The organism is Allocoleopsis franciscana PCC 7113 (genome assembly GCF_000317515.1).
Taxonomy (GTDB): Bacteria; Cyanobacteriota; Cyanobacteriia; order Cyanobacteriales; family Coleofasciculaceae; genus Allocoleopsis; species Allocoleopsis franciscana.
Window position 1 is genome coordinate 884840 of record NC_019738.1, and the last position, 22627, is coordinate 907466.

13 protein-coding genes are annotated in these 22627 nt (G+C 45.8%); 7 read left to right on the forward strand and 6 right to left on the reverse strand.

Annotation, left to right across the window (positions count from 1 at the left end):
* Positions 1-365 precede the first annotated feature (365 nt).
* The 3 genes from MIC7113_RS03750 to MIC7113_RS33025 all read left to right on the forward strand — a co-directional run bounded on the left by MIC7113_RS03750 (position 366) and on the right by MIC7113_RS33025 (position 9318).
* Positions 366-3683 carry a tetratricopeptide repeat protein gene (locus MIC7113_RS03750; protein WP_015180849.1) on the forward strand — a complete coding sequence of 1106 codons (3318 nt, stop codon included), beginning with the start codon at positions 366-368 and terminating at the stop codon, positions 3681-3683.
* A gap of 782 nt (positions 3684-4465) precedes the next feature.
* Positions 4466-4801, forward strand: coding sequence for a hypothetical protein (locus tag MIC7113_RS03755; protein ID WP_015180850.1), 336 nt, complete (start codon positions 4466-4468; stop codon positions 4799-4801).
* Positions 4798-9318: a tetratricopeptide repeat protein gene (locus tag MIC7113_RS33025; RefSeq protein WP_015180851.1), complete on the forward strand. Its 4521-nt coding sequence runs from the start codon at positions 4798-4800 to the stop codon at positions 9316-9318. The genes MIC7113_RS03755 and MIC7113_RS33025 overlap by 4 nt, the downstream gene beginning before the upstream one ends.
* 206 nt (positions 9319-9524) lie before the next feature.
* Here the strand turns inward: MIC7113_RS33025 and alaS are convergent, their stop codons facing one another.
* Together alaS and ltrA are read right to left on the reverse strand one after the other, a co-directional pair.
* Complete coding sequence (gene alaS, locus MIC7113_RS03765; protein WP_015180852.1) at positions 9525-12182, reverse strand: alanine--tRNA ligase; 2658 nt, start codon at positions 12180-12182, stop codon at positions 9525-9527.
* 259 nt (positions 12183-12441) lie between these two features.
* Complete coding sequence (ltrA, locus tag MIC7113_RS03770) at positions 12442-14205, reverse strand: group II intron reverse transcriptase/maturase (RefSeq protein ID WP_051055849.1); 1764 nt, start codon at positions 14203-14205, stop codon at positions 12442-12444.
* Between the two features lie 1360 nt (positions 14206-15565).
* Here ltrA and MIC7113_RS03775 point away from each other — a divergent pair.
* Together MIC7113_RS03775 and MIC7113_RS03780 are read left to right on the forward strand one after the other, a co-directional pair.
* Complete coding sequence (locus MIC7113_RS03775) at positions 15566-15769, forward strand: heavy-metal-associated domain-containing protein (RefSeq protein WP_015180854.1); 204 nt, start codon at positions 15566-15568, stop codon at positions 15767-15769.
* Positions 15770-16206: 437 nt separating this feature from the next.
* Positions 16207-17178: a GGDEF domain-containing protein gene (locus tag MIC7113_RS03780; RefSeq protein WP_015180855.1), complete on the forward strand. Its 972-nt coding sequence runs from the start codon at positions 16207-16209 to the stop codon at positions 17176-17178.
* Positions 17179-17213: 35 nt separating this feature from the next.
* Here the strand turns inward: MIC7113_RS03780 and MIC7113_RS03785 are convergent, their stop codons facing one another.
* Both MIC7113_RS03785 and MIC7113_RS03790 read right to left on the reverse strand, forming a co-directional pair.
* The gene (locus tag MIC7113_RS03785; RefSeq protein ID WP_015180856.1) at positions 17214-17912 is read right to left on the reverse strand and encodes a hypothetical protein; all 699 of its coding nucleotides are present in this window, start codon (positions 17910-17912) and stop codon (positions 17214-17216) included.
* Positions 17913-18241: 329 nt separating this feature from the next.
* Complete coding sequence (locus tag MIC7113_RS03790; RefSeq protein ID WP_015180857.1) at positions 18242-19165, reverse strand: M15 family metallopeptidase; 924 nt, start codon at positions 19163-19165, stop codon at positions 18242-18244.
* A 154-nt stretch (positions 19166-19319) separates the two neighbouring features.
* Between MIC7113_RS03790 and MIC7113_RS03795 the strand changes: the two genes are divergently transcribed.
* A complete protein-coding gene (locus MIC7113_RS03795; RefSeq protein ID WP_015180858.1) occupies positions 19320-20333 on the forward strand; it encodes an AEC family transporter in 1014 nt (337 codons plus the stop codon).
* Between the two features lie 175 nt (positions 20334-20508).
* Here MIC7113_RS03795 and MIC7113_RS03800 read toward each other — a convergent pair whose 3' ends face one another.
* The gene (locus MIC7113_RS03800) at positions 20509-20733 is read right to left on the reverse strand and encodes a hypothetical protein (protein ID WP_015180859.1); all 225 of its coding nucleotides are present in this window, start codon (positions 20731-20733) and stop codon (positions 20509-20511) included.
* A gap of 198 nt (positions 20734-20931) precedes the next feature.
* Between MIC7113_RS03800 and MIC7113_RS03805 the strand changes: the two genes are divergently transcribed.
* Positions 20932-21144: a plasmid partition protein ParG gene (locus MIC7113_RS03805; RefSeq protein ID WP_256374820.1), complete on the forward strand. Its 213-nt coding sequence runs from the start codon at positions 20932-20934 to the stop codon at positions 21142-21144.
* A 333-nt stretch (positions 21145-21477) separates the two neighbouring features.
* Here MIC7113_RS03805 and MIC7113_RS03810 read toward each other — a convergent pair whose 3' ends face one another.
* Positions 21478-22467 carry a hypothetical protein gene (locus MIC7113_RS03810; RefSeq protein ID WP_015180860.1) on the reverse strand — a complete coding sequence of 330 codons (990 nt, stop codon included), beginning with the start codon at positions 22465-22467 and terminating at the stop codon, positions 21478-21480.
* Positions 22468-22627: the final 160 nt, after the last annotated feature.

A 22627-nucleotide genomic window follows, 5' to 3' on the forward strand; every position in this document is an offset into this window, starting at 1 on the left:
CTTCTACCTTCTAACTTCTGCCTTCTGCCTTCTGCCTTCTACCTTCTACCTTCTACCTTCTACCTTCTACCTTCTGCCTTCTGCCTTCTGCCTTCTGCCTTCTGCTATAACAGGTCTTTGTGCACTCAAACCTATCCCTGAGTTAGAGCGTCATAGTCTATACTCCAGAGAGAAAAGCTGCCTGATCGAAAATCAAAATATATCCTGGTACTAAAGCCACTGGATTTTACAGTGACGTTGATTCAGCGCTCAGCCATTTGCACAGCCTGCGCGTGTACAAGCGTTGCTACCGCGCCCATCAGAGTCCGTAGGCTGGTGCACTACACCTAATCGCCAAACCTGACCGACAGGCAAAGGGAGTTGTCATGAAGTACAAGAATTGGAATATCTTCGTATTGTTAGCAAGGGTTAGTGTCATCCTTTCCAGCTTCCTCTTGTCTGTTGGTCTTGCCATTGCCCAATCCGCGCCACCTCCTACCTCAGGAATTTCCACTCAGGAGCGGCAAGAGTTGGAGCGATTACCCCAAGGGGGTAGCGCAGAGCGATCGCAAGGGCGATTCGATAGTCAGGCGCAGGTTATGGCTGAAGCCAATCGCACCTTCAGTCAAACCACAATGCTGTTGAATCTGATGCTGGTGACGTTGGCGCTGTTTCTGGGCGCTGCGATTGCAGCCTTTTTCCTACTACGGCGAGCTGTGATTCGAGAGGTTGCCGAACTCGTCAGAACCCACCTCAAGGAGATGGGAGAGTTGGAGGGTAAGATTACTCGCGCCAATCAAAATGTTCAAAATATCCTCCGAGAAACTGAAAATATGGAAGCTGAACTCAAGAATGAGGCAGACCATTTTCATCAGGAGATCGGCGTTAAACGAGATAATATATTCCACCAGCTCTCTGAGCTGTCTCAATCTAAAAAACAGGCATTAGTTGAATTAGAGACGCAAATCCAAGAGGCAAAACAAGCGTTAGCAACATTAGAACAAGAGTTTGCCGCCGGACTCTCTAGACTCGACTTAGAAGCTCAACAAAAAAAAGGGTTAATCCTCCATAATTTAGAGCAACTCAGCTTAGACTTTGCCCCTGAACTTTCGGCAATAAAAACGGAAGTCCAAGGACAGAAAAATCTAACCTTGCAGAACCTGAAACAATCAGAGACTGAGTTTGCCGATTCTCTCTCCCAACTCCAAGCCAATGTCCAACAACAACGAGACGTAATTGTTCAGAATATACAGCAATTAAGTGATGATTTTTCACCTCAACTTACGACCCTACATTCTGAGGTGCAACAGCACAAGGATGCTGTCCTAAAAAATTTAGGAAAATCCGAATCTGAGTTTGTCAGTGCACTCTCGGAACTGCAAGCCAATGTGCAACGGCAACGAGAATTAACGCTGCAAAATCTAGAACAATTAAGCGCTAATTTTGCTCCTGAACTCTCGGCTATGCAAGCGGATATTCAAAGGCAGAAAGAAGCCATTTTACAAAATCTAGAGAAATCCGAATCCGAGTTTGGAGCGGCGCTTTCGGTACTTCAGTCAAATGTGCTACAACAAAGAAACTTAATTGTCCAAAACCTAGAACAATTAAGTGCTGAATTTGCTCCTGAACTCTCGGCTATGCAGTCGAATGTTCAATCGGAGAAAGATACTGTACTGCAAAATCTGAAAGAATCGAAAATAGAGTTTACGAATCAATTATCTCAACTTCAGTCAGAAGCTCAACAGCAACGAGATTTAATCCTGGAACAACTCAAAAATCTAGAGGCAGAGTTTTCTCCTAAGTTGTTGGCTATTCAGGCGGAAGCAGAGCAACAAGCCCAAAAACACAAAGATTTAACCCTACAAAACCTAGAGCAATTAGGACATGACATAGCCGCTCAACTCTCACAATCTCAGTCGCAAATTCAACAGCAAATGGCTGAGATTGTCCAGAAATTGAAAAATCAGGAGAGTGAATTTTCCACTCAGGTTTCCAACTCGCACTTAGGAGTGCAAGATAAACAGCAGCAAACTCTGCAAAATTTAGAAAAATTAGAAGCAGAAGTTACCGCTAAATTTGCCCAATTCCAGTCGCAGATTGAGCAGCAAATGTCTGAGGTTCTCCAGAACCTGAAAAACCGCGAGGCTGAGTTTGCCACTCAGGTTTCTAACTCCCAGTCAGGAGTTCAAGACAAGAGGACGCAAACCTTACAAAGCTTAGAAAAATTAGAAACTGAAGTCACAACCCAATTTGCCCAATTCCAGTCGCAGATTCAACAGCAAATGACCCAGACACTTCAGAAGTTAAAAGATCGGGCAACTGATTTTGCGGCTCAGGTTTCTAACTCTCAGTCAGGGATTCAAGACAAGAAGCAGCAAACCCTTCAAAGTATTGAGCAAATAGAGACGGAAGTCACAACTCAACTCTCACAATTACAGTCTCAAATTCAAACTCGCAAAGATTTAACCCTTCAAAATTTGGACAATTTAGAGACTACGCTGGCCACTCAGTTTTCTGAAGTAGCCTCGAATGCTCAAACTCAAAAAGAGCAGATTTTAAAGCAATTAGCGGAATTGTCACCTACCTCAATCACAGAGGCAATTATTCCTGAGGTGCAAGAAAGAATCCAAGGGTTAAACGAACAATTGGAACGTCTGAAAGCAAATCATCCTGAGTTGTTTTTGAACTTGGATGACTATGTTGAGCATGGACATACTCTGATGTCTGAAGGGCGCTATGAAGAGGCGATCGCAAGCTATGATCAAGCCCTTGACCTAAAGCCCAATAGCCCTGATGTTTGGTATCACAAGGGCATGGCCTTATGGGAATTAAAGCAGTACCAAGACGCGATCGCTGCATTTGATAAAGTACTCGAAAGCAAGCCAAATGACCCTGGAAGCTGGTATCACCGAGGTCTTGCTCTAAAAGAGTTACAGCGATATGAAGGTGCGATCGCAGCCTTTAGCAAGGTGGTGGAAATCCAGCCGGATGATTACAAAGCTTGGCTGCATCGGGGTATTACCTTGAGGAGATTGAAGCGCAATGAAGATGCGATCGCCTCATTTGACAAAGCCCTGGAGATTAACTCCGATTATCATGAAGCCTGGGTTAATCGCGGGGTAGCGTTCGGGACGTTGCAAAATCAGGAAGAAGCTTTCCAGTCCTTTGATCGAGCCGTTCAAGTGCAACCCGATGACGTTGTAGCATGGTCGAATCGAGGTTTAGCGTTGGGTACGTTAGAACGATATGAAGAGGCGGCGGCATCCTTTGACAAAGTGATTGAGTTCAAACCGGACTCTCATAAAGCGTGGAACAACAGAGGTGAGATGTTAGTGAAGCTAGAGCGCGATCAGGAAGCGTTGGATAGCTTTGATCGAGCATTGCAACTTCAACCTGATTTTGCCAAAGCTCTTTATAATAAGGCAGCCTGTTATGCTCGACAAAATGAGGCAAATTTAGTCATCGACCACCTAGAAAAGGCAATCCGTCTCGATCCGAGTTATCGCGCTGAAGCCAGAGCAAACTCAGATTTTGATGGATTGGTCGAGGATGATCGGTTCTGGGACTTGATTGAAGGTGAAGAGATGGGTGAGCCTGCGCCCATTTCTGAGCCAGCGCCGCGCCCAACAGCTCCTCGTGCCCTACAGGGTAAGGGTCGAGCACAGGGTATGCCTACCCAGCGTCAGAGGAGGCCGGTGCAGTAATGGGAGCCTGTCAGTCAAGCATATAGCATTCAAGTAACTTGGTAGAGCGTAAGCGTTACCCAACAGGCTAACCATAGAGTTGGGGGAATGTACCTCAACCCAACCTTGTATCTCAACTGAGATCTTGCACCAGTTGCAACAACCGCCAGTGGTTAAAACCACTGTCTCATAGCTCAAGTCGTCTAAAGACGACTGAATAAGAGTTTCAGTCCATTTCAATGGACTTGAGCTATAAGCCAAGAAATGAATGATACTGTTGGCGAATTGATGTGGGGTGACGCCCCTAACAGGGAAATTCTGTAGGGGTACCCTCCTCTTGTGGGTACCCTACATCCAAGCAGGACATCCACAAGGGATGCCCCTACAAAGCCCTAAAATCTGGGTTTTGGAGATGAGGGGTCAAACCCCTCGTTAATTGACCAACGGTATCATCAGTTGAAAAGTATAAAAAAGAGTGACGAAATACAAACAATAGTATGCTTTTCAAGATTTTTTAGGTAATTCTACTACCTTTGAGGTATGAGGTCTTGCCACCTTGAGTATAGGTAGTTCTTTGACAGACCCCACAATAGCAGTTAACTATACCGCTCTGGGGGAGTAGCAATCTACTGAAAGGCTCAGTGCTGAATTAGGTTCCGTCTTGTGGAACACGATCGCCCAATCTCACCATCTCCAGCCAGTCACTTAAAGAAGTGATGGTTGACTCGATTTAAACGACATACCGTTTGCCCCAGCTCAGGTATAAATATGCTGCTGCCCTACAGAGAGTGAGGAGGTTAGCAGTGGTACTCGATCTACACAAATTTTATCAAGCAACGAATCCCAGTAAAACTCTAGCTGTAGAGAATGCTGAGGATCGGAAATATTATATTGATTTCTCCTCAGTCCGTGGGGGGTTAGAGAGCATTGTGCGATCGCAACGGAACCGACTCGTCTTGGCGATTACCGATGACGAGTGGAACTTATTGCGTCAAGTCGCGAAACAGAAGAAAGTAACAGGCGATCAAAATTACCAAACTCTCATCCGTAGTCTATTTGTTCATGAGTACTACGACCAAGAGGAACCTTGGTTTGATATCAACCCGATTCTGGCAGAAGCTAAAGAGTTTCAGCTATGAGCAACTCACATCAACCGAACGATTTTACGGCTCATAACGATCGCGTATTAACCCGACTCGCTTGGGCGATTGAGGCGTCTCAGGGGCAATTTTCCCTAATTTTGGCGCGTTGCAACTATGCCAGTTTGCGCGAACAGATGGTACAGCAGTTGCGCGAATGTTGCCCTGTGGAAATTCGGGTAATCGTCCTCAAGCATACGGTCAAGACGCTCTATACCACAATTCGAGATGAATTGGCAGAGGAACAGCCAGAGGCTCTGATGGTGCTGGGATTGGAGTCGGTGCGCGATATTGCTCGTGTCTTGACTTCAACCAACCAAGTCCGGGAGGAGTTTCGCAAAAATTTCCCCTTCCCCTTGGTGTTGTGGGTGAATGACGAGATTGTGGAAAAACTGATTCGGATAGCACCGGATTTCGAGAATTGGGCTACCTCTGTTGAATTTGCGATCGCAACGGAAAATCTACTGGTTGACTTACAGCAGAGAGCTAATTATCTGTTTACCAAAATATTAGAACTGGGTGCCGAGCCGTTTTTGTCAAACGATACGATCTTTGGTGCTAACTATCGCCGAGAAACTCATGCAGCGTTGCAGGATTTGCGCGATCGCGGTGAGGATTTGACACCGGAATTGCAAGCCTGTGTAAATTTTGTGCTAGGGCGAGATGCCTATGCGAATGATGAGATTGATCAAGCTACAGCGCTCTATCAGAAAAGTTTGAATTTTTGGCAGCAAACCAGCAATTTAGAGCGGCAGGGCGTCTTATTGTTTCATCTGGGACTGTGTTTTTGCCGTCAAGCCGAGCGGTATGGAAGCGAAAACTGTTACTGCTGGGAGGAAGCTCGGCGCTATGTGCAGCAGTGTCTTGATAGGTTTGAACAGGCACAACGGCAAGATTTAGTTGCCAAGTTTATCAATCAACTGGGTGAGATACTGCGAAGTCAGAAGGCTTGGGAACAGTTTCACAATTTGGCGCAAAAAGCGTTAGCGCTGCACAAAACGTATCATCATCCAGTTCAGTTGGCGCAGGATTACGGATTTCTGGCGGAAGTTGCACTAGAGCAATCTCGCTGGACGGAGGCTCATCGAGCCGCACAGACAGCACTGGAGATTATTACTCAGGTTTCAACAGAGCAACGACGACACCAAAATTTGTATTTGTTACTGTTGGCGCGATCGCAACAGCAACTCGGTCAGTATACAGATGCGATCGCAAATCTGGAAACAGCGCGAAAAATCGGCACTCAAGATAACCCGCAGCTTTACCTTCGCATTCTGAAAATTTTACAGACACTCTACTGCGAACAAAAGAACTATCTAGAAGCGTTTCGGGTGAAGCAAGAACAGCGTTCGGTTGAGCAACAGTATGGGTTCCGGGCGTTTATTGGTGCAGGTCGAATTAAAGCTCAACGGCAGGCGCGATCGGCTGTGGCACAGGCTGAATTTCAGGCAATGGTCGCGCAGGAAATTGCAGCTTCCGGTCGGCAACAGGATGTGGAGCGCTTAATTGAACGCATTGGCAGTACTCAGCATAAACTGACGGTGCTGTATGGTCAATCAGGAGTGGGCAAGAGTTCGATGGTGGATGCGGGGTTAATTCCTGCGCTGAAAGAGAGAGCGATCGGGACTCGTGATGTTTTGCCTGTTCGACAAAGAGTTTACACGCATTGGATCGAGGAGTTAGGGAACTGTTTAGCTGCTGCATTGGGAGATGTTGCTGGTAGCAAAGAACCGATTCCTGAATGCGATTCTCTAGAAACAATTCTCGAACAGTTGCGGCAAAATGAGCATCGCAATCTGCTGACTGTGCTAATTTTTGACCAATTTGAAGAATTCTTCTTTGTTGGCAAACATCAAGCTGACCAGGAACGGTTTGCTGAGTTTTTTCAAAGTTGTATCAATATTCCGTTTGTCAAGGTCATTTTGTCTTTGCGAGAAGATTATTTGCACTTATTGTTGCGGTGCAGTCGCAAGGTCAAGCTGGATGTCATTAATAATAATATTTTGGATAAAGAGATTCTCTACTACGTCGGCAACTTTTCTCCTGAAGATGCGAAAGCCATTATTCTAAGCCTGACTCAACGTTCTCAGTTTTATCTAGAGCCTGAGTTAGTTGATGCGTTGGTTCAGGATTTAGCCAGTGAATTGGGAGAGGTACGTCCGATCGAGTTACAGGTTGTAGGGGCACAGCTACAAACAGAAAGTATCACCACCTTGAATCAGTATCGGGAACATGGCCCGAAAGAGGAATTGGTGCAGCGCTATCTACAAGAAGTGGTGGCAGACTGTGGAACTGAGCATCAACGAGCGGCTGAATTAGTTTTGTACTTACTGACAGATGAAAATAACACCCGTCCTCTCAAGACACGGGCTGAGTTGGAAGGAGATTTAAAGGCATTAGCGGCAGATTTTGCAGCGGAAGCAGATAATTTAAGTTTAGTCTTAAAGATTTTTGTAGAATCTGGGTTAGTTTTTCTGTTGCCTGAAATGCCTGCTGACCGTTATCAATTAGTTCATGATTATCTTGTTACTTTTATTCGTCATCAGCAGGAACCGAAGTTAAATGAATTAATTGAACAACTGGAAGAAGAAAGGGAAAAACGTCATGAGGAAGAACTAAAGCGTAAACAGACAGAGAATGAGTTAAAGCAACTTGAACAGGCTCAGCAGATATTAGCTGAAGCTAATCGGACAGCAAAGCAGAAGATTCGTATAGGCACTGCTGTACTAATCTCTTCTTTGGTTTTTGCTGTAGCAGCAACAGGGATAGCGGGTAGGCAAGAATTAGCGCGTCAGAGAGCAGTTGTATCAATTGAAAGTATAAAACTAGCAAGCCAAGGCGATAGCAATCGCATGATCAAACATTACGAAGAAGCAGTGGATGACTTTAACAAAGCAATCAAAATAGATCCAAAAAATCAATATGTTTTAGCTGGAAGAGGTGATACTTATCAAAGAATGAAGCGTTACACTGAAGCAGTAGCTGACTTGAACACTGCCCTAAATATTGATCCAAAATATGCTTTTGCGCTTGGTAGCCGAGGAGAAACTTATCGCTTAATGGGGGACTACGACAAAGCCTTAAGTGACTTCAACCAAGCCCTTAAGCTTGATCCTCAGTATATATTTGTGCTTGGTAGTCGAGGAGAAACTTACCAGTCAATAGGTAACTACGACAAAGCTTTAGTTGACTTCAACCAAGCCCTTAAGCTTGACTCAAAACTAGAATGGGTGTTCGCCGACCGGGGAGAAACCTATCGCTTGATGGGGGAGTACACTAAAGCCTTGATGGACTTCAATAGTGCCATTAATCTTAACCCTAACTATGCTTTGGCAATCGCGAATCGAGGTCAGATTTACAAGCAACAGAAGCGCTATAATGACGCACTAAATGACTTCAACCAGGCTATTGAACTTGACCCTCAACAGCACTGGATAATTCCTGAGCGCATCGAAACCTATCGCCTAATGGGGGGCTATGAAAAAGCATTGACCATCTTCAACCAAGCCATTAACCTTAACCCGAAAAATGTTGGTGCTCTCGCAAGCCGGGGAGCAACCTACCACTTTATGGAGCGGTATAAGGAAGCTTTAGGGGACTTCAACCGTACCATTCAACTTGACTCTAAGAATACCTTTGCACTTGGGAGTCGAGGTCAGATCTACTCCCAGATGGAACAATATGAGAAAGCTTTGGCAGACTTGAACAAAGCTATTGAGCTTGACCCTACTTCAGATTGGGCGATCATTAGTCGGGGTGAAACCTACCTGGAATTGTTGCGCTATGAAGAAGCTTTGGCCGACTTTACCCGTATCATGGAACTTAACCCCAAAAATGTTTCTGCTCTATGGGGTCGGGGAAATGCTTACCGTGAAATGGAGCGTTATGATAAAGCATTGAATGACTTTAACCAAGCTATCAAGCTAGGCTCTGATTCAAAGTTAGATAAGCTAACTATGTCTGACCTGATTGCTCAGCAAGGGTGGCTCTATCGCCAAATGGGTCGTTACGAAGAAGCCTTAGCTAACTTCAAGAATACTCTTGAGCTGAATCCCAAGCAGTATTTAGCTCTGGAAGGGCGAGGTGAAATTTACCGCTACATGAGACGGTACAACGAAGCTCTGGACAACTTCACTTTTGCCCTTGAACTTGACACTAAGAATGACTGGCCTATCTACAATCGGGCTTTAGTCTACCTAGCACTGGGACAAAAAGACCAAGGACAGGCTGACTTAAACAAGGCTATCCAAAGCGCCCAACAGCGGTACGAAAAAGATACTCAAAATTGGCGTAATCTTGGCAGTCAGTGGCGAAACGGTTTTAACGTAGCGATTTATTACCTAGCTGCTAGTAAAACTGAACAAGCAGAACACCAATATCGAGAACTGCTCTCCAAGAAGCCTTCAACTTACATCCTGCGTGAGGCCATACGCGATCTAGATGACTTTCTATTCCTCTTCCCTGACCATGCTCAAGCTAAATCCATGCGAGAGTTATTACAAACTGCCCTGAAGTGAATCTGATATCGCCGAAACAACAATTTTTTGTAGGGGCAGTGCCTCCTCACTAAAGCTCCGGGTGCCTGCTCCTAAACCCTGACGGGGCAACCACGGGGGGATTGCCCCTACCAATTAATGAACCGATGCTCTACAGGCAAGGTGGCAATTTCAGCATTACTGGGTGCAGTAGGGTGAGGAGCAACACCCTCTACCAAGGTAGCCAGCTATTCGGTTAACGCTGAATGCAACTGCTGCTGTGCACTTTCCAAAGCTTCTGCCAACTTACTGGCGTCGCGTCCACCCGCTTGCGCGAAGTTGGGGCGTCCACCACCGCCACCGCCGCAGAGTTTGGCAATTGCACCAATGAATTTACCCGCTTGCAATCCCTTGGCGTTAACTCCCTTGCTAAACGCCGCCACTAAACTGACTTTGTCCGCTTCGGGCACTGAACCCAACACGACAGCACTTTCTCCCAGTTTTTGCTGCAAACGCTCAGCCGCCGTTTTCAAGCCATCGGCGTCCACATCTGCGAGTTGGGCAACGAGAATTTTGAACTCACCCACTGACTCGGCTTTGGCGAGCAATTGGTCGGATTTGGCTAAAGCTAGTTCTTGTTTAGAGGCATCGAGTTGCTTTTGGGTTGCCTTAAGTTCGTTCTGTAAACCAGCGATCCGATCAGGGACTTCTTCGGGTTTAACTTTAAAGCGATCGCTCAATTCTCGCACTACTTTATCCCGCACGTTCAGGTAATCCAGTACAGCCGGCCCTGCAACCGCTTCAATCCTGCGTATACCAGAGGAAATACCCGTTTCCGAGACAATCTTAAATACCCCAATCTCCGCCGTGTTGCTCACATGGGTTCCGCCGCACAGTTCCATTGAGACACCAGGGAAATCAATCACTCGCACCTCATCCCCGTACTTCTCCCCAAACATGGCGATCGCACCTCGACGCTTTGCCTCCTCAATAGGCAGCACTTCTACTGCCGCCGTATGAGCTTCTGCAATCCAGGTATTGACTTGTTCCTCAATTTGCTGTACCTCTTGTGCGGTCAGAGCGCGAGGGCTGTTAAAGTCAAAACGCAATCGGTCAAAGTCTACCAAAGAACCCGCCTGAGAGATGCCGGGGTCAACAATCTGTTTCAGCGCCGCTTGCAGCAAGTGAGTTGCTGTATGGTTCGCTTGGGCGCGACGGCGACAAGAACGGTCAATTTGAGCGGTTAAGGTTGCGCCTACTTCCAAGGTGCCGCGTTCGATGGAACCGAAGTGGACAAAGAAATCGGATTCTTTCTTAACGTCTTCAACCCGTACTAGGACAGTATCGCCGGACAAGTAGCCGCGATCGCCAATTTGTCCCCCGGATTCTGCATAGAATGGTGTGCGATCAAGAATCACCTGCACCTTGTTACCGGCTTCAGCCGATTCCACCGACTTGCCATCGACTAACAGCGCCTCTACCTTGGCTGTTGACTGTGGTTGCTTGTAGCCTAAGAACTCGGTGACTTGGATGTGTTCAGCCAGCTTATCCAAGCTACCCTGTACCGTGAGGTCAATGGTTTCATGGGCATCACGGGCACGTTCTCGCTGTGCCTCCATCTCCTTCTCAAAGCCTGCAATATCCACCGACAAACCTTGTTCTTCGGCGATTTCTTGAGTTAATTCCAAGGGGAAGCCATAGGTGTCGTAGAGAGTAAAAGCATCTTTGCCAGAAATCTGACCCCCCTTTGTCCCCCCTTGGGTTCGGGGGAGAGAGGATAGAATCTCTGCCAGCAGCTTTTCGCCCCGTTCCAAGGTTCTCAGGAATTGGGATTCTTCTCGTTGCAGTTCGGCCTTGATGGCGTCTTCCCGTATCCGAACATTAGGATAAGCAGATTCGGAAAGTGCGATCGCACTTTCTGCCACTTGAGCGGTAAACTCACCTTGAATCCCAATCAACCGCCCGTGACGCACAACTCGACGAATTAAGCGGCGCAGCACATAACCCCGACCGACATTTGAAGCCGTAATCCCATCGGCAATCATGTGCACCACAGACCGAACATGGTCGCCAATCACCTTAAGAGAGACTTTAGTTTTCTCATCACTCTTGGCGTAGTCAATCCCGGCAATATCGGCGGCGGTTTTGATAATCGGGAAAATTAAGTCCGTTTCGTAGTTATTCGGCACCTTCTGGAGGATTTGCGCCATCCTCTCCAGTCCCATCCCGGTGTCAATATTTTTGTTTTTGAGGGGTGTCAGCTTGCCATCCGCATCCCGGTTGTATTGCATGAACACCAAGTTATAAAACTCGATGAACCGACTATCATCTTCTAAATCAATATTGTCGTCGCCTCGTTCGGGATGAAAGTCGTAATAAAGTTCCGAACAGGGGCCACAAGGGCCAGTTGGGCCAGACACCCAGAAGTTATCATCCTCTCCCATGCGCTGAATGCGTTGGGGAGGGATACCGATTTGGTCGCGCCAGATGGCAAAAGCTTCGTCATCTTCTTTGAATACACTAATGACGATGCGTTCTGGGGGCAAACCAAAGACTTGCGTGGACAGTTCCCATGCCCATGCGATCGCTTGTTCTTTAAAATAATCCCCAAAACTGAAGTTACCCAGCATTTCAAAGAAGGTGTGATGCCGTGCCGTGCGTCCGACGTTCTCAATATCGTTGGTGCGAATACACTTTTGGGAAGTAGTAGCGCGGGAAAATTCCGACTGACGCTGTCCTAGAAATATAGGTTTAAAGGGTAACATCCCCGCGATAGTGAGCAACACGGTGGGATCTTCCGGTACTAGAGAGGCACTCGGCAGCGCCTTGTGTCCACGAGTCGCAAAGAAGTCGAGGAAGGTTTGCCGGATTTCGCTACCGCTTTTGAAGTTAGGGGATTCAGGCATGGTCATCTAGGGGGGATTAGGAAGCAAAAAGGTTGCGACAGGTCAGTCATCAGTTTGAGTACACCGGAGTGAAAACTCGGACTCAAGCTCATCACTTCCACAAAATCTGGGTGCTGATCAGTCAAGTTAGGGGTCGAGTAGGATATCGCTATCCTACCCTCCCATTCAAAACAGTGCTTGCGACTTTCACCGCACACTGCTTCTTGTTAATTCGGTGCTTGTTATACACACCGCTTGCCCATTACTAGGGCTTAGGCGACTAGAAAGGGTGTTGGTCTATATACCGCTCTAGTTCTTTGTTGCCAACAACCTGCTTGTCGCGGGCTGTTTTATAGTCGTGACAGTGTCGATGGAGTAGGTGTTTGTTTTTGACCGTATCATCGCCTCCAAGGGAGGTTCTAATGATATGGTCGATTTCCCAATTGTCTCCATCTTTGAAGAATAGTCCGCAGTGGGCGCATCTCCCCTTTTGTGCTTTCAGAAGCATTGTAGCTTTCCTTGGCAGCTCCGGGTGTTTGCCCATTCTTTCGCTCCAGTAGAGGGTGTCACCGTCATAAGGGCTTTTTTCTCCGACCACTTTCTTGTGCCTAACTATAGGCGTTTCGGCATGAAGTAATAGTCTGAGTGGGTTGTTTTCCTCTCTTGTGGAGAAGACCCACTTTTTACCTTTGATGGCATGAAAGTATTGTTTGATTACTTTCCCTTTTCTTTTTCTCCCTCTTCTTCTTACTGCCCAGGCTCTGAGTTGCTGGTAGGTGTTAGAGTCTGCCTTTGAGAAGGTTCTCTTACTCACCACACAAGAGTAGTAGTTGCTCCACCCTTTAATCACAGGATTCAGATGTTTGATTAACGCTGCCTGTGGGACATTTTTATGCTCGTGGATTATCTTACCAACTTTCGCCGTGTGTTTCTTCAGTGCCTCTTTACTGGGAGTGATGAAGGTTTTGAAATCCATGTATCTCTGTTCTTTCTTGGAACCGTCTTTTCTCGGTCTTCCGGTGGTGTATTTGCCGTAGTGGCATTTACCCACCTTGAATTGACGAATGTTAAACCCAAGAAAGTCAAAACCCACGTTTCCTTCATACTTGTGGAGGGTATGGGAAATTCGTGTTTTACTGGGTTTCAATTCCAAACCCATGCCTTTCAAAAACTCTTCTATTGCCTTTTTACATCTCTGGACAACGGTTATGTCTTTGTCTAATATGACAAAATCATCGGCGTACCTGACTAGACAAGCTGTTTTGGACACCGCTTTTGTCAGTTGTTCCATCCCGTGGAGGGCTATGTTGGCGAGTAATGGTGAAATTACACCGCCCTGAGGCGTTCCCTCTGATGTAGGAATTAATTGTGCCTCATCTATGGCACCCGCTTTTAACCAAGACCTGACTTGCCGTCTTAGGGTGGGGAACGTATTTAGTTTCTCAAGAAGAGCATTGTGATTGATTTTATCGAAGCATTGTGATATATCTGCATCTAAAACATACTTAGGTTGTTTGTTGATACTCAGATATATTTGTCCGACAGCGTCATGGCACGAGCGTCCTGGTCTAAAGCCGTAGCTATTTGGCTCGAACTTGGATTCCCATTCGGGTTCTAAGGCTAGTTTCACTAGCGCCTGCAAGGCACGGTCATGTATGGTCGGTATTCCGAGAGGTCGTTTTTCGTCTTTTCCTGGTTTCGGTATCCAAATCCTCCGCGTGGGTTTGGATTTTCCAGTTAGTCTCAGGTTCTTTACTAAGGTGAGACGTTGCTTTGGGGTTAGGCTTTTCTTCCCATCCACTCCTGCCGTCTTCTTCCCTTTATTGTCCTGAGTGACCTGTCTTACCGCCAGACACCTTGCTGACCAAGACTGCATCAAGGTTTTCTGTAGCTTGTGAACTATTCTGACATCGTCACGCTTTGCGGCTTGGTAAATCCGCTTCTGCAACTTGAATACACGTTTCTCGATGTGTTTCCAAGGTATGTTTTTCCACTCTTCGTGGTCTACCCCTTTACACACCGGAATGTCGTTGTCCCATTCCATCCTGAATTTTATTTCGGCTTTGGACTTATTCATTGCTACATCGTTGCTTTACCATCCGAATTAACGTGCCTACGTCAGCTTATCCCCTGCATTACCAGGGGCATTTGCTTCTTAGGCAATCCCTCTCAATGCGTCATACGCCTGAGTAACTACTGGTAAAATCGACCTTTTTACCAGAGAGCGCATTGAGTTACTTCGTTTCTGACTACCGTTTGTCGCTGACTTTAGGGTCTTCCTTTCCGCCGGGTTAATTTCTGGATGCTTTGACAATAGGAACCAGAGTCTTTGTCCTAGTAGTGAACATAGAATCACTACCCCTTTTTCACCTTACCCTTTTGGGTCAAGCCGATAACCTGCGTAGGCTTGTCAATAGTAACGACGGTTCTGTAAGAAGTTCGCTTACTACCCATAGTCCGCTATACGTGACGGGATTATCCGGTCAGGTTCCGGGGTACCGCCTTACTTTCCCAGCTTCCCCGATTTGATACTCATTCTTGTCGGAGTGGGATATGTTGTCACCTCTACATCTGAGGGGATGGAATTGCACCATCACGGTAATCAAATTATCAAGGTTCAGTTTCAGCCGATACGAAGGACTGAGTTCCTTGCCCCGTGTACACTTCAGAATAAAGTCCTCGGTTTGGACGGGAACGAATCGCACCTGGTTATCTATTTTTACATTTGTTTATCCAGTGTTGCTGCGTTTCTAGTCGAGGAGTGGCTGGTGTCAAGCAGAATTGTTACTTCTTCGTGCAATATTTGCCATTCGTAAAGACTCATCAACTTTAGTAAACGGCGTGTAGCCGCTAGGGAAGGCTATGTTAGTTTAAATACATGGACATCGAACTCCAGATAAACAACCGGAGAACAACAAAATCAGTGGGCATAGATGCGATGTTCCCGATCTGTGACCCGACCACAGTAGAAACCAGCCAAGCATAGATTCAAGGGGCTAAACGCTAGGGCAACCTGAGCAAGCCAAACGAAGGTCTAGGAAGACGCAACTGTGTTGGACTAAAGTAAAGGTAGAGCTGTGGAAGTTGTAAACCTTAGTAATTTACCGTTCATTAGGAAATCTGAAAGTTAACTCGTTGAAAATACAAACTTGTGTACTTGAATGGGTCTAGCAACAATTGGCTAGGCCCATTAGTTTTAAGCCCAGAAATTAATAAGCAGGTGGTTTTTTGACATTTTTATGGGGTTAATCAGGCTTCTTTGGGTTCCATGGCTACCTGATAGAGATGAGCAATGGAAGTCAATTACCCCCTAACCAAAGAAAAAATAGACCCCAAGTTCTCGCTAAAGCCTTACAATTAGGGTTGAAATGTAACTAAAAATACACAAAAAACAGAGATTAACTATGGCGGAAAAAACTTTGTCGTTCAATGTTCCGAGTATTGTCTGTGATGGCTGCGCCAAGGCTATTACAGATGAGATTCTCACTCATGAGTCAGACGCTAAAGTTAATGTTGATGTAAAAGCTAAGACAGTGAGTGTGGACACCGCCGCATCCGAAGAATCCATTAAACAGATGATCACGGCTTTGGGTCACACGGTAAGCTGAACAGGCTAGTGCATGACGGCAAAAGAAAAGTTTCTGACCACCTCTGTGCAAGCAGGGGAGAGGGGCCGGAGCTCATACGAGGACAGGGGAGCAGGGGAGATTTAGCTGGTCAGTTATTTCTGCCATGCTGCACTAGAAACCCTTTTTTAGCCTAGATATTAAATAAGCTTTGTGTTTAACTTCCATCCCTACGCGCTGAAGTGAGGGGTGGTGTTCTTTTTTTGGCGTTCAGGTAGCCTGTTCTCATAAAAGTTGCGAATAGCGTGTAATAAAACGAGATGACGCACTTAGCCGATGATTGCTACCCACCTACACAATTTTGCCGATCGCCTCTATTTGTATTTGCACTTATAAGTGCTATTATCATTTTTTTTCAAACTCTCTATCTCTAATTTACACTTAGGCAATGCTTTAGCTCGCCAAAGCTACGTATAATCATGGACGCTTCTATCTTGGTGGTTGGAAATGATCAGTTTCTCACCACAATTGTTAACCAGATTGGTAACATTATGTCTGGCACGGTTGAGGCGTCATCTGCGCTTAATGAGGTTATACCCTTAATTCGGAGCAAACAGCCTGCTATTTTGATTTTGCAAGCATCGCAACTCGGTTGTTTAGAACTCTGTCATCAAATTAAGGAACAGGTTCAGTTAGGCTGGACGTACTGTATTGTGGTAGATTACCAGCCTGAGATCAGCGTTGATGAAATGTCATTAGAACCACATCAAGAGTTGATAGCTTGTGGTCAAGCTTTGGAACATGGTGCAGATGCCTACTTACGGTTGAGTGCAGTTCTTGCTGGTGAAGAAATTCGCTTGCTGAAGGCGCAAATTCAGGCGGGGTTACGAGGAGTGCGATTTTATCGAGAAGTCATGCAAACAAATGATGTTTTGTCAACCATGGCGTTAGCTGATCCCTTGACCGAATTGAGCAATCGTCGAGCAATGGAATGGGAGTTACCCCGACAAATTCATAATGCTCGTGTGGAATCGACGCCGTTGAGCCTCGTCATGCTGGATGTGGACTATTTTAAATCCGTGAATGACACTTACGGGCATCAAGTGGGCGATCGCGTTTTGCAATTGCTGTCTGCTCGTTTACGGCATAACCTACGCTTTCAGGATACCCTCTTCCGTTATGGCGGAGAAGAATTCGTGATTGTTCTGAGTAATACCACCTTTCAAGATGCTCTAATCGTTGCTAGACGGCTGAGACGCTTAATTAGTGACCAACACTTTAACATTGATGGGTCATTAGCACTAGGAATTACAGTGAGTATGGGACTGGCTTCTCTGATTTCCACCGATGATGCTAAAGGCGAGACTCTAATCCGACGTGCCGATCATAATCTGCTACGAGCCAAGTCAAGTGGTCGCAATCAAGTGTTTTTTGGGGAAGACGGTTTTTAGTGGAAGATGTGAAGATTGAAGATTGAAAAAACTGATTAAGCAGCAACTTCCGAGGTTTGGTAATGTTGTTGAATCACCTCATAGCACTCGGCGATTGAAGCTCGTTGTTCCATCGCTGCCACCAGTGCTTCGTAAGATTCCCAATGTTCCTCAATTAGGGTTTGAGCTTGCCGAATCGCTAACCGTTCTTTGAGTTGAAACTCGCTGCCTTGGCGTCCCAATAATGTCAGCGTTTCTCTTAGTTTCTGCCGGTCTTCTCCGCCTCCCTCCGCACTGCCGTAAACTAGAGTTTCGGCGGCAATTCCTGCCATCCAGACTTTGCAGAATCGATCTAAAGTCCATTGCAGTTGCCTCACATCCAGCACATCCGGCGAGAGTGCGTCTGTATTAAACATGACACCCCCCAAACCGGGTTGTCCTTGCTTAAAAGCTTCCCAGGCCGTTAGGGTATATCCCGTAATCGGAATACCCAGGATGTACGCGACTAGGAAGTGACCGGCTTCATGGCGGAGAATGCGATCGCGATGCTGACTCCTTGTCCCCGCCAGCCAATCTAATAGTAAGGTAGCGCCTTTGCCTTGGAAGTTGAAACTATCCAGTGTGGCAAGGCTCAAAACGGTGATAGTCGTGGCGGCAGGGATGACGGGTGAGATATTAAACATGGGGCCTAACAGCGCCGACAGCGTCATGCCGAAGATGCCAATGGCAATTAGATTTAGGGCGGTTTGTTCCATTGGTTTTATCGAGTTTTTGTTAACTTTTATTAATTTTACTGGTTAAACCTGTTTTCGCTGCCAAGAAATAGTCGCTTCTTGGGGTGAGTTTGACCTCTCCCCCTAACCCCCTCTCCTACGAGGAGAGAGGGGATAAGAGAAATTAGTTTTTTGTAGGCACAAGATAAAATGTTTTCTCAGCTACAACAATTACTGATGTCTGTAAAAATCAAAGCCTCTCTCAGCTTAAAAAAATTATCCGCTTCCCTCTCCTTGTAGGAGAGGGTTTGGAGAGAGGTCAGAGTGTACCTCATCTAATCGAGAAGACCTATATATTCCTATATATTGCCTTAGGGAGTTGCTGAGGGTGTTGTTGCTGAAGGTGAGGTAGGCGTTGCGGACGGTTCTGTGGGTGAAGTTGAGGTTGGTGTTGCCGAAGGTTCCGTAAGTTCAGGTGAGGTAGGCGTTGCCGAAGGTTCTGTGGATGAAGGGGATGCAGGACGAATTAAATTTTTAGCTCTGTAGAAGGTTTTTAGGCTGTCGGTATCGCCGACAAAACGCCAGTGCCAGGGTTCATAATTGACACCTTGAGCATTGCCTTTGGGGAACGATATCTCAAAACTGTAGTAAGCTGCATTTTTCTTCAACCATTTGAATGCGCTTGTATTCTCGAAGGTAGGACTGAGATTCGTGGCGGGTGTTTTACCGTCGCCAATATCTACCGCGTAACCAGTATGATGCTCACTATATCCAGGGGGCGCACTAACTTCTGCGCGTTTGGTTGTCACTTGTCCCCGTTGTGCTTTGACATCAAAAAATAGATGCTTTTGGTCGGCAACGGCACGAAAACCGGAAATAGGGACTAAGCTTATACCTTCTCTTGCGGCTGCGGCTGACATCGCTTTAAATTTCTCGGCAGCAGCGGCCCGGAGTTTAATCTGTCCATTCGCTGTAATGGGTTTCAGTTCTGATGCTGGTGCTTCTTGATAGGGTAAATGTCCGAGGAGGTTATCCACCTTTTCGGTTTCGGGACTCGATTCTGTTTGGCTACCTGCCGATGTTGATGTTTCGATTGGCTTTGGTTTAGACGATGAAATCGACAAACTGATGATGGTGGCGATCGCGCCTAAGCCCAATAGCCCGACAATGACCCAAACAGGCTTAATCCGAGATTGGCGTTTAATATCGGGTGTATCCCGCAGTGCCTCTGGAATATCGTCGTCTGGTGAGACTGAAAAGTTACCTGTTTTTCCTGGGAGATCCCCGTTATTCAAGAATCCACTCCTACACTGAAAATCAATACTGAACTGACCTGCTTGCTTTGCCTTGAGTTAGTCTAACAGCCTCTCTCGGAGTGTGTCTCCTTAAGGCACCTATTTTCTAGGATTGGCTTACTATCATACAGGTGTGTGATAAAGAGAGTGCATCATGCCCAGTGTTAATACTGAGCTGTTACAACCCTTGATTAAACTCTATCTTCAGCTAGGCGGCGGTGTCCTGCTGGGATGGGTTTTAGGACGCTTGCTACCGAAAAGAGTGCCAACCTTAATTGGTCAATTTTTGTTTTGGATTGGTGTACCCGTCAGTATTATTACTTTTCTGCGGGGTGCTGACTTATCCGGAGCAATTTGGATTGCGCCCGTGATGGCATGGGTGGCTATTTTATTGGGAGCGGGATTAGGGTGGATTTGGATTAAATTCAAGAGTAGGAGCAGGCTTGGTGTTGTTCGCCATCAGCAATCTTCGTCGCTTTTCCCTTTAGATCAGCTATCTGGGGCGTCTGTCGAGTCTTGGAGTAAGCCCGCACAGGGGAGTTTTCTGTTATCAGCAATGGTGGGTAACACGGGTTATCTGGGCTTTCCGGTGATACTGGCGTTGGTCGGAGAAAAGTATTTTGGCTGGGCGCTGTTTTATGACATGCTGGGATCGGCAATTGGAGCCTATGGTTTGGGTGTGGTTGTCGCTGCACGTTTTAGTACAGAAGTCAAAAGTCATTGGCAGTTAGTTCGGGCAATTTTATACAATCCTGCCCTGTGGAGTTTGGGATTGGGATTGGGGTTTCGTCAGATTTCTCTGCCGGAGGTGGTGGAACGGAGTTTACAAGGATTGGCTTGGAGTGTGATCGCACTTTCACTGATATTAATTGGTATGCGCCTGTCGCAGTTAGATTCTTGGAGTCGTCTGGGGCAGGTGTCGGTGAGTCTGGGGATTAAAATGCTGATAGTTCCCCTGGTATTGGGGATTGTGCTCGTGCAGCTAGGGATTACAGGTGCACCGCAGTTAGTGATTGTGCTGCAAATGGGGATGCCTCCAGCTTTTGCGACTTTGGTTTTGGCGGAAGTGTTCGATTTGGAACGAGATTTGGCTGTTACGGCACTGGCGGTTGGTTCTATTGGGCTTTTGTTAACGTTGCCTGTTTGGTTGTTGTTGTTTGGGGGTTAGTGAAGAACCTCTCTTCTAGGGCGTGTTTTCAAACTACTCTTTATTGCATTTCATCCTGGAAGATCCCCCTCGCATCCCCCTTAAAAAGGGGGACTTTGATTGAATTTTTCCCTTTTTCAAGAGGGTCTGGGGAACTCTTGCTCCCCCTTCCCTTGCAGGGAAGGGGGCTGGGGGGTTAGGTTTCTTGCAACAGTTCGCTTTGGTTCTCCTCTACTTCTTCCTTGGGAATGTCGAAGAGTACCTCAAACTGGGCTTTGGGGATGAAGCGGCGTAAAAATCGCTTATGATCTTCGGCGTCTTGGCGGTTGCGGAAACGGACAACGATGTAGGTTTTCGCGTTCGGCAGAATACGAGCGATCGCCCAAGGTCGGTCGCTAGGATGGCTGAAAAGTTTTACCATTGGTAGAATCTCCTTGATATTGGGGAGCCAGAAGCCAGCGTGAGCCGTAGGAAAGTTCGGCGCTGGCTTTTGGTTTTTTTTGTGTGCTGCTTAGCTTTTGCAGCTCACGAGAATTAATATAACCCAATTAGGCTGATTAGGTCAATAAGCATAGTTGACATATTTCGGATTAACGAACCAAATGCGACAATTGGCGTAATTCGTGTTGATAGGGCAGTCGTGTCAGAAGAAGAGAAGACGGTAAATTTCAGAGTGTTTCTGTCGGAGTCGGAGCGAACTCGATTTAAGGTCGCCTGTGCCCAGAATCGAACGACGATGAGTCAGCAGGCGGTTGAATTGATTCATGAATGGCTGAAAACTCAGGAAAGCGAAACCCCCTCACCCGACAAAAAGGGCAAGGGGGAAGAATGAGGTGATGACGCTTTATGTCGAATTTTGCTCTCTACCACATTTGGAAGCAATTTTTTTACGGCTTCATCTCAGCGGTTTGATGGCATTAATATAAAGGAATTGACTAGATTCTTCAATACTGCCAATCGTTAGAAAGCCTGTGTTCGTAATCTGAGCTAGTAACTCAGATTTTTTCTCTATCCAGAGGTTGATAGGCTCGGCGCGATTTTTTCTTAGCGTCTGTCATGGTTAATTTCTATCAATGAAACTGACGGATGCGACTGAGCGGATGAAGAGAATTTTTGCATCCAAATCCACACAAGCAGTTTTAGGCAGTTCGCTCTAGCCGAATTGTTAGACTTCATCAACATCGGAGGTTATATCTCTATTTTTCACTGGTTGAATTAGCTCTTCTTCAGAAATGATGACAGCATTAAGTGGATTACGCTGAGAAACAGGTTTTGGATTCTCATGAATATCAATCGTGATCAAAAAAATACTTTTATGATTGTAAGTTACAACAGGTACGTTGGAAGTTTTGTTCGACAAGGCAAAACATAAGTCTTTATCAGTAACTTTAAAGATGACTAAATAGCCGAAAGGTTCATTGTATTGTTGAGTATAAGTATAAATCTGATTGAAAGCTTTACGAATATATCTTTTTCCACGAGCATTACCATCAAAAATCTTAGCATCAGCTAAAAGAGGATCTTCTGTGCCTTGTGCTGCAATGAGATCAATTTCACCAGATATAGAAGATGGCTCGATAGTAAAATCAAGCCCCTGATCGTGCAAATACGAGTAAAAGTTGAGAGCAAGTGATTTTTCTGCTTTTCTTGAATCACTTTTTGTTAAATTAAGTAATTGATCGCGATGAAACCACTCAGTTCGATATTTATAGCGAATCAAAAAAATTAGAATAAGTTTTTGATCATCAAGTTGCTCATCAATATACTCGTAAAAAGGGTCGAGAAAATTTGAACGAATGATTGCTGGAATATTATCTGAATCAGCGTGTCCGCCAAGAATTTGACCAATCCGAGAAATTTGAGGTGCATAAGTAGGGTTAGACAATCTACGAAGAACGGAGTACCCAATCGCCGATGCCTCTTCCTCAGACTCACCTAATAATCCTTCACCCTGGAATATACGTTCAGTAATATTGTCAAGATCTGGATATTGTGTAACTAATGCATCCATGATACAAACATATATAGGTTGGCTATCAAAAAATAGCCAAAATCGCTGGAGTGTTATCAAGAATGCATTGATCTTTTCTGTATTTAACCGTTGAACACGCTTATTAAGTTTCTGACGTAGATTTTGAATTATTTGAGACTGCATAGGATTATTTAAAAGTTACACAGCGTAGAAGCATTACACAGACAAATTAATGCATTAAGTAATAGTATTTTGTTTTTTTTTACATCAGCCCAAGCTACCTCTATGCCATTAGAGATCGTGAAAGACGAGGAGAGATTCGTCAAGGTCAAGAGTAATTTGC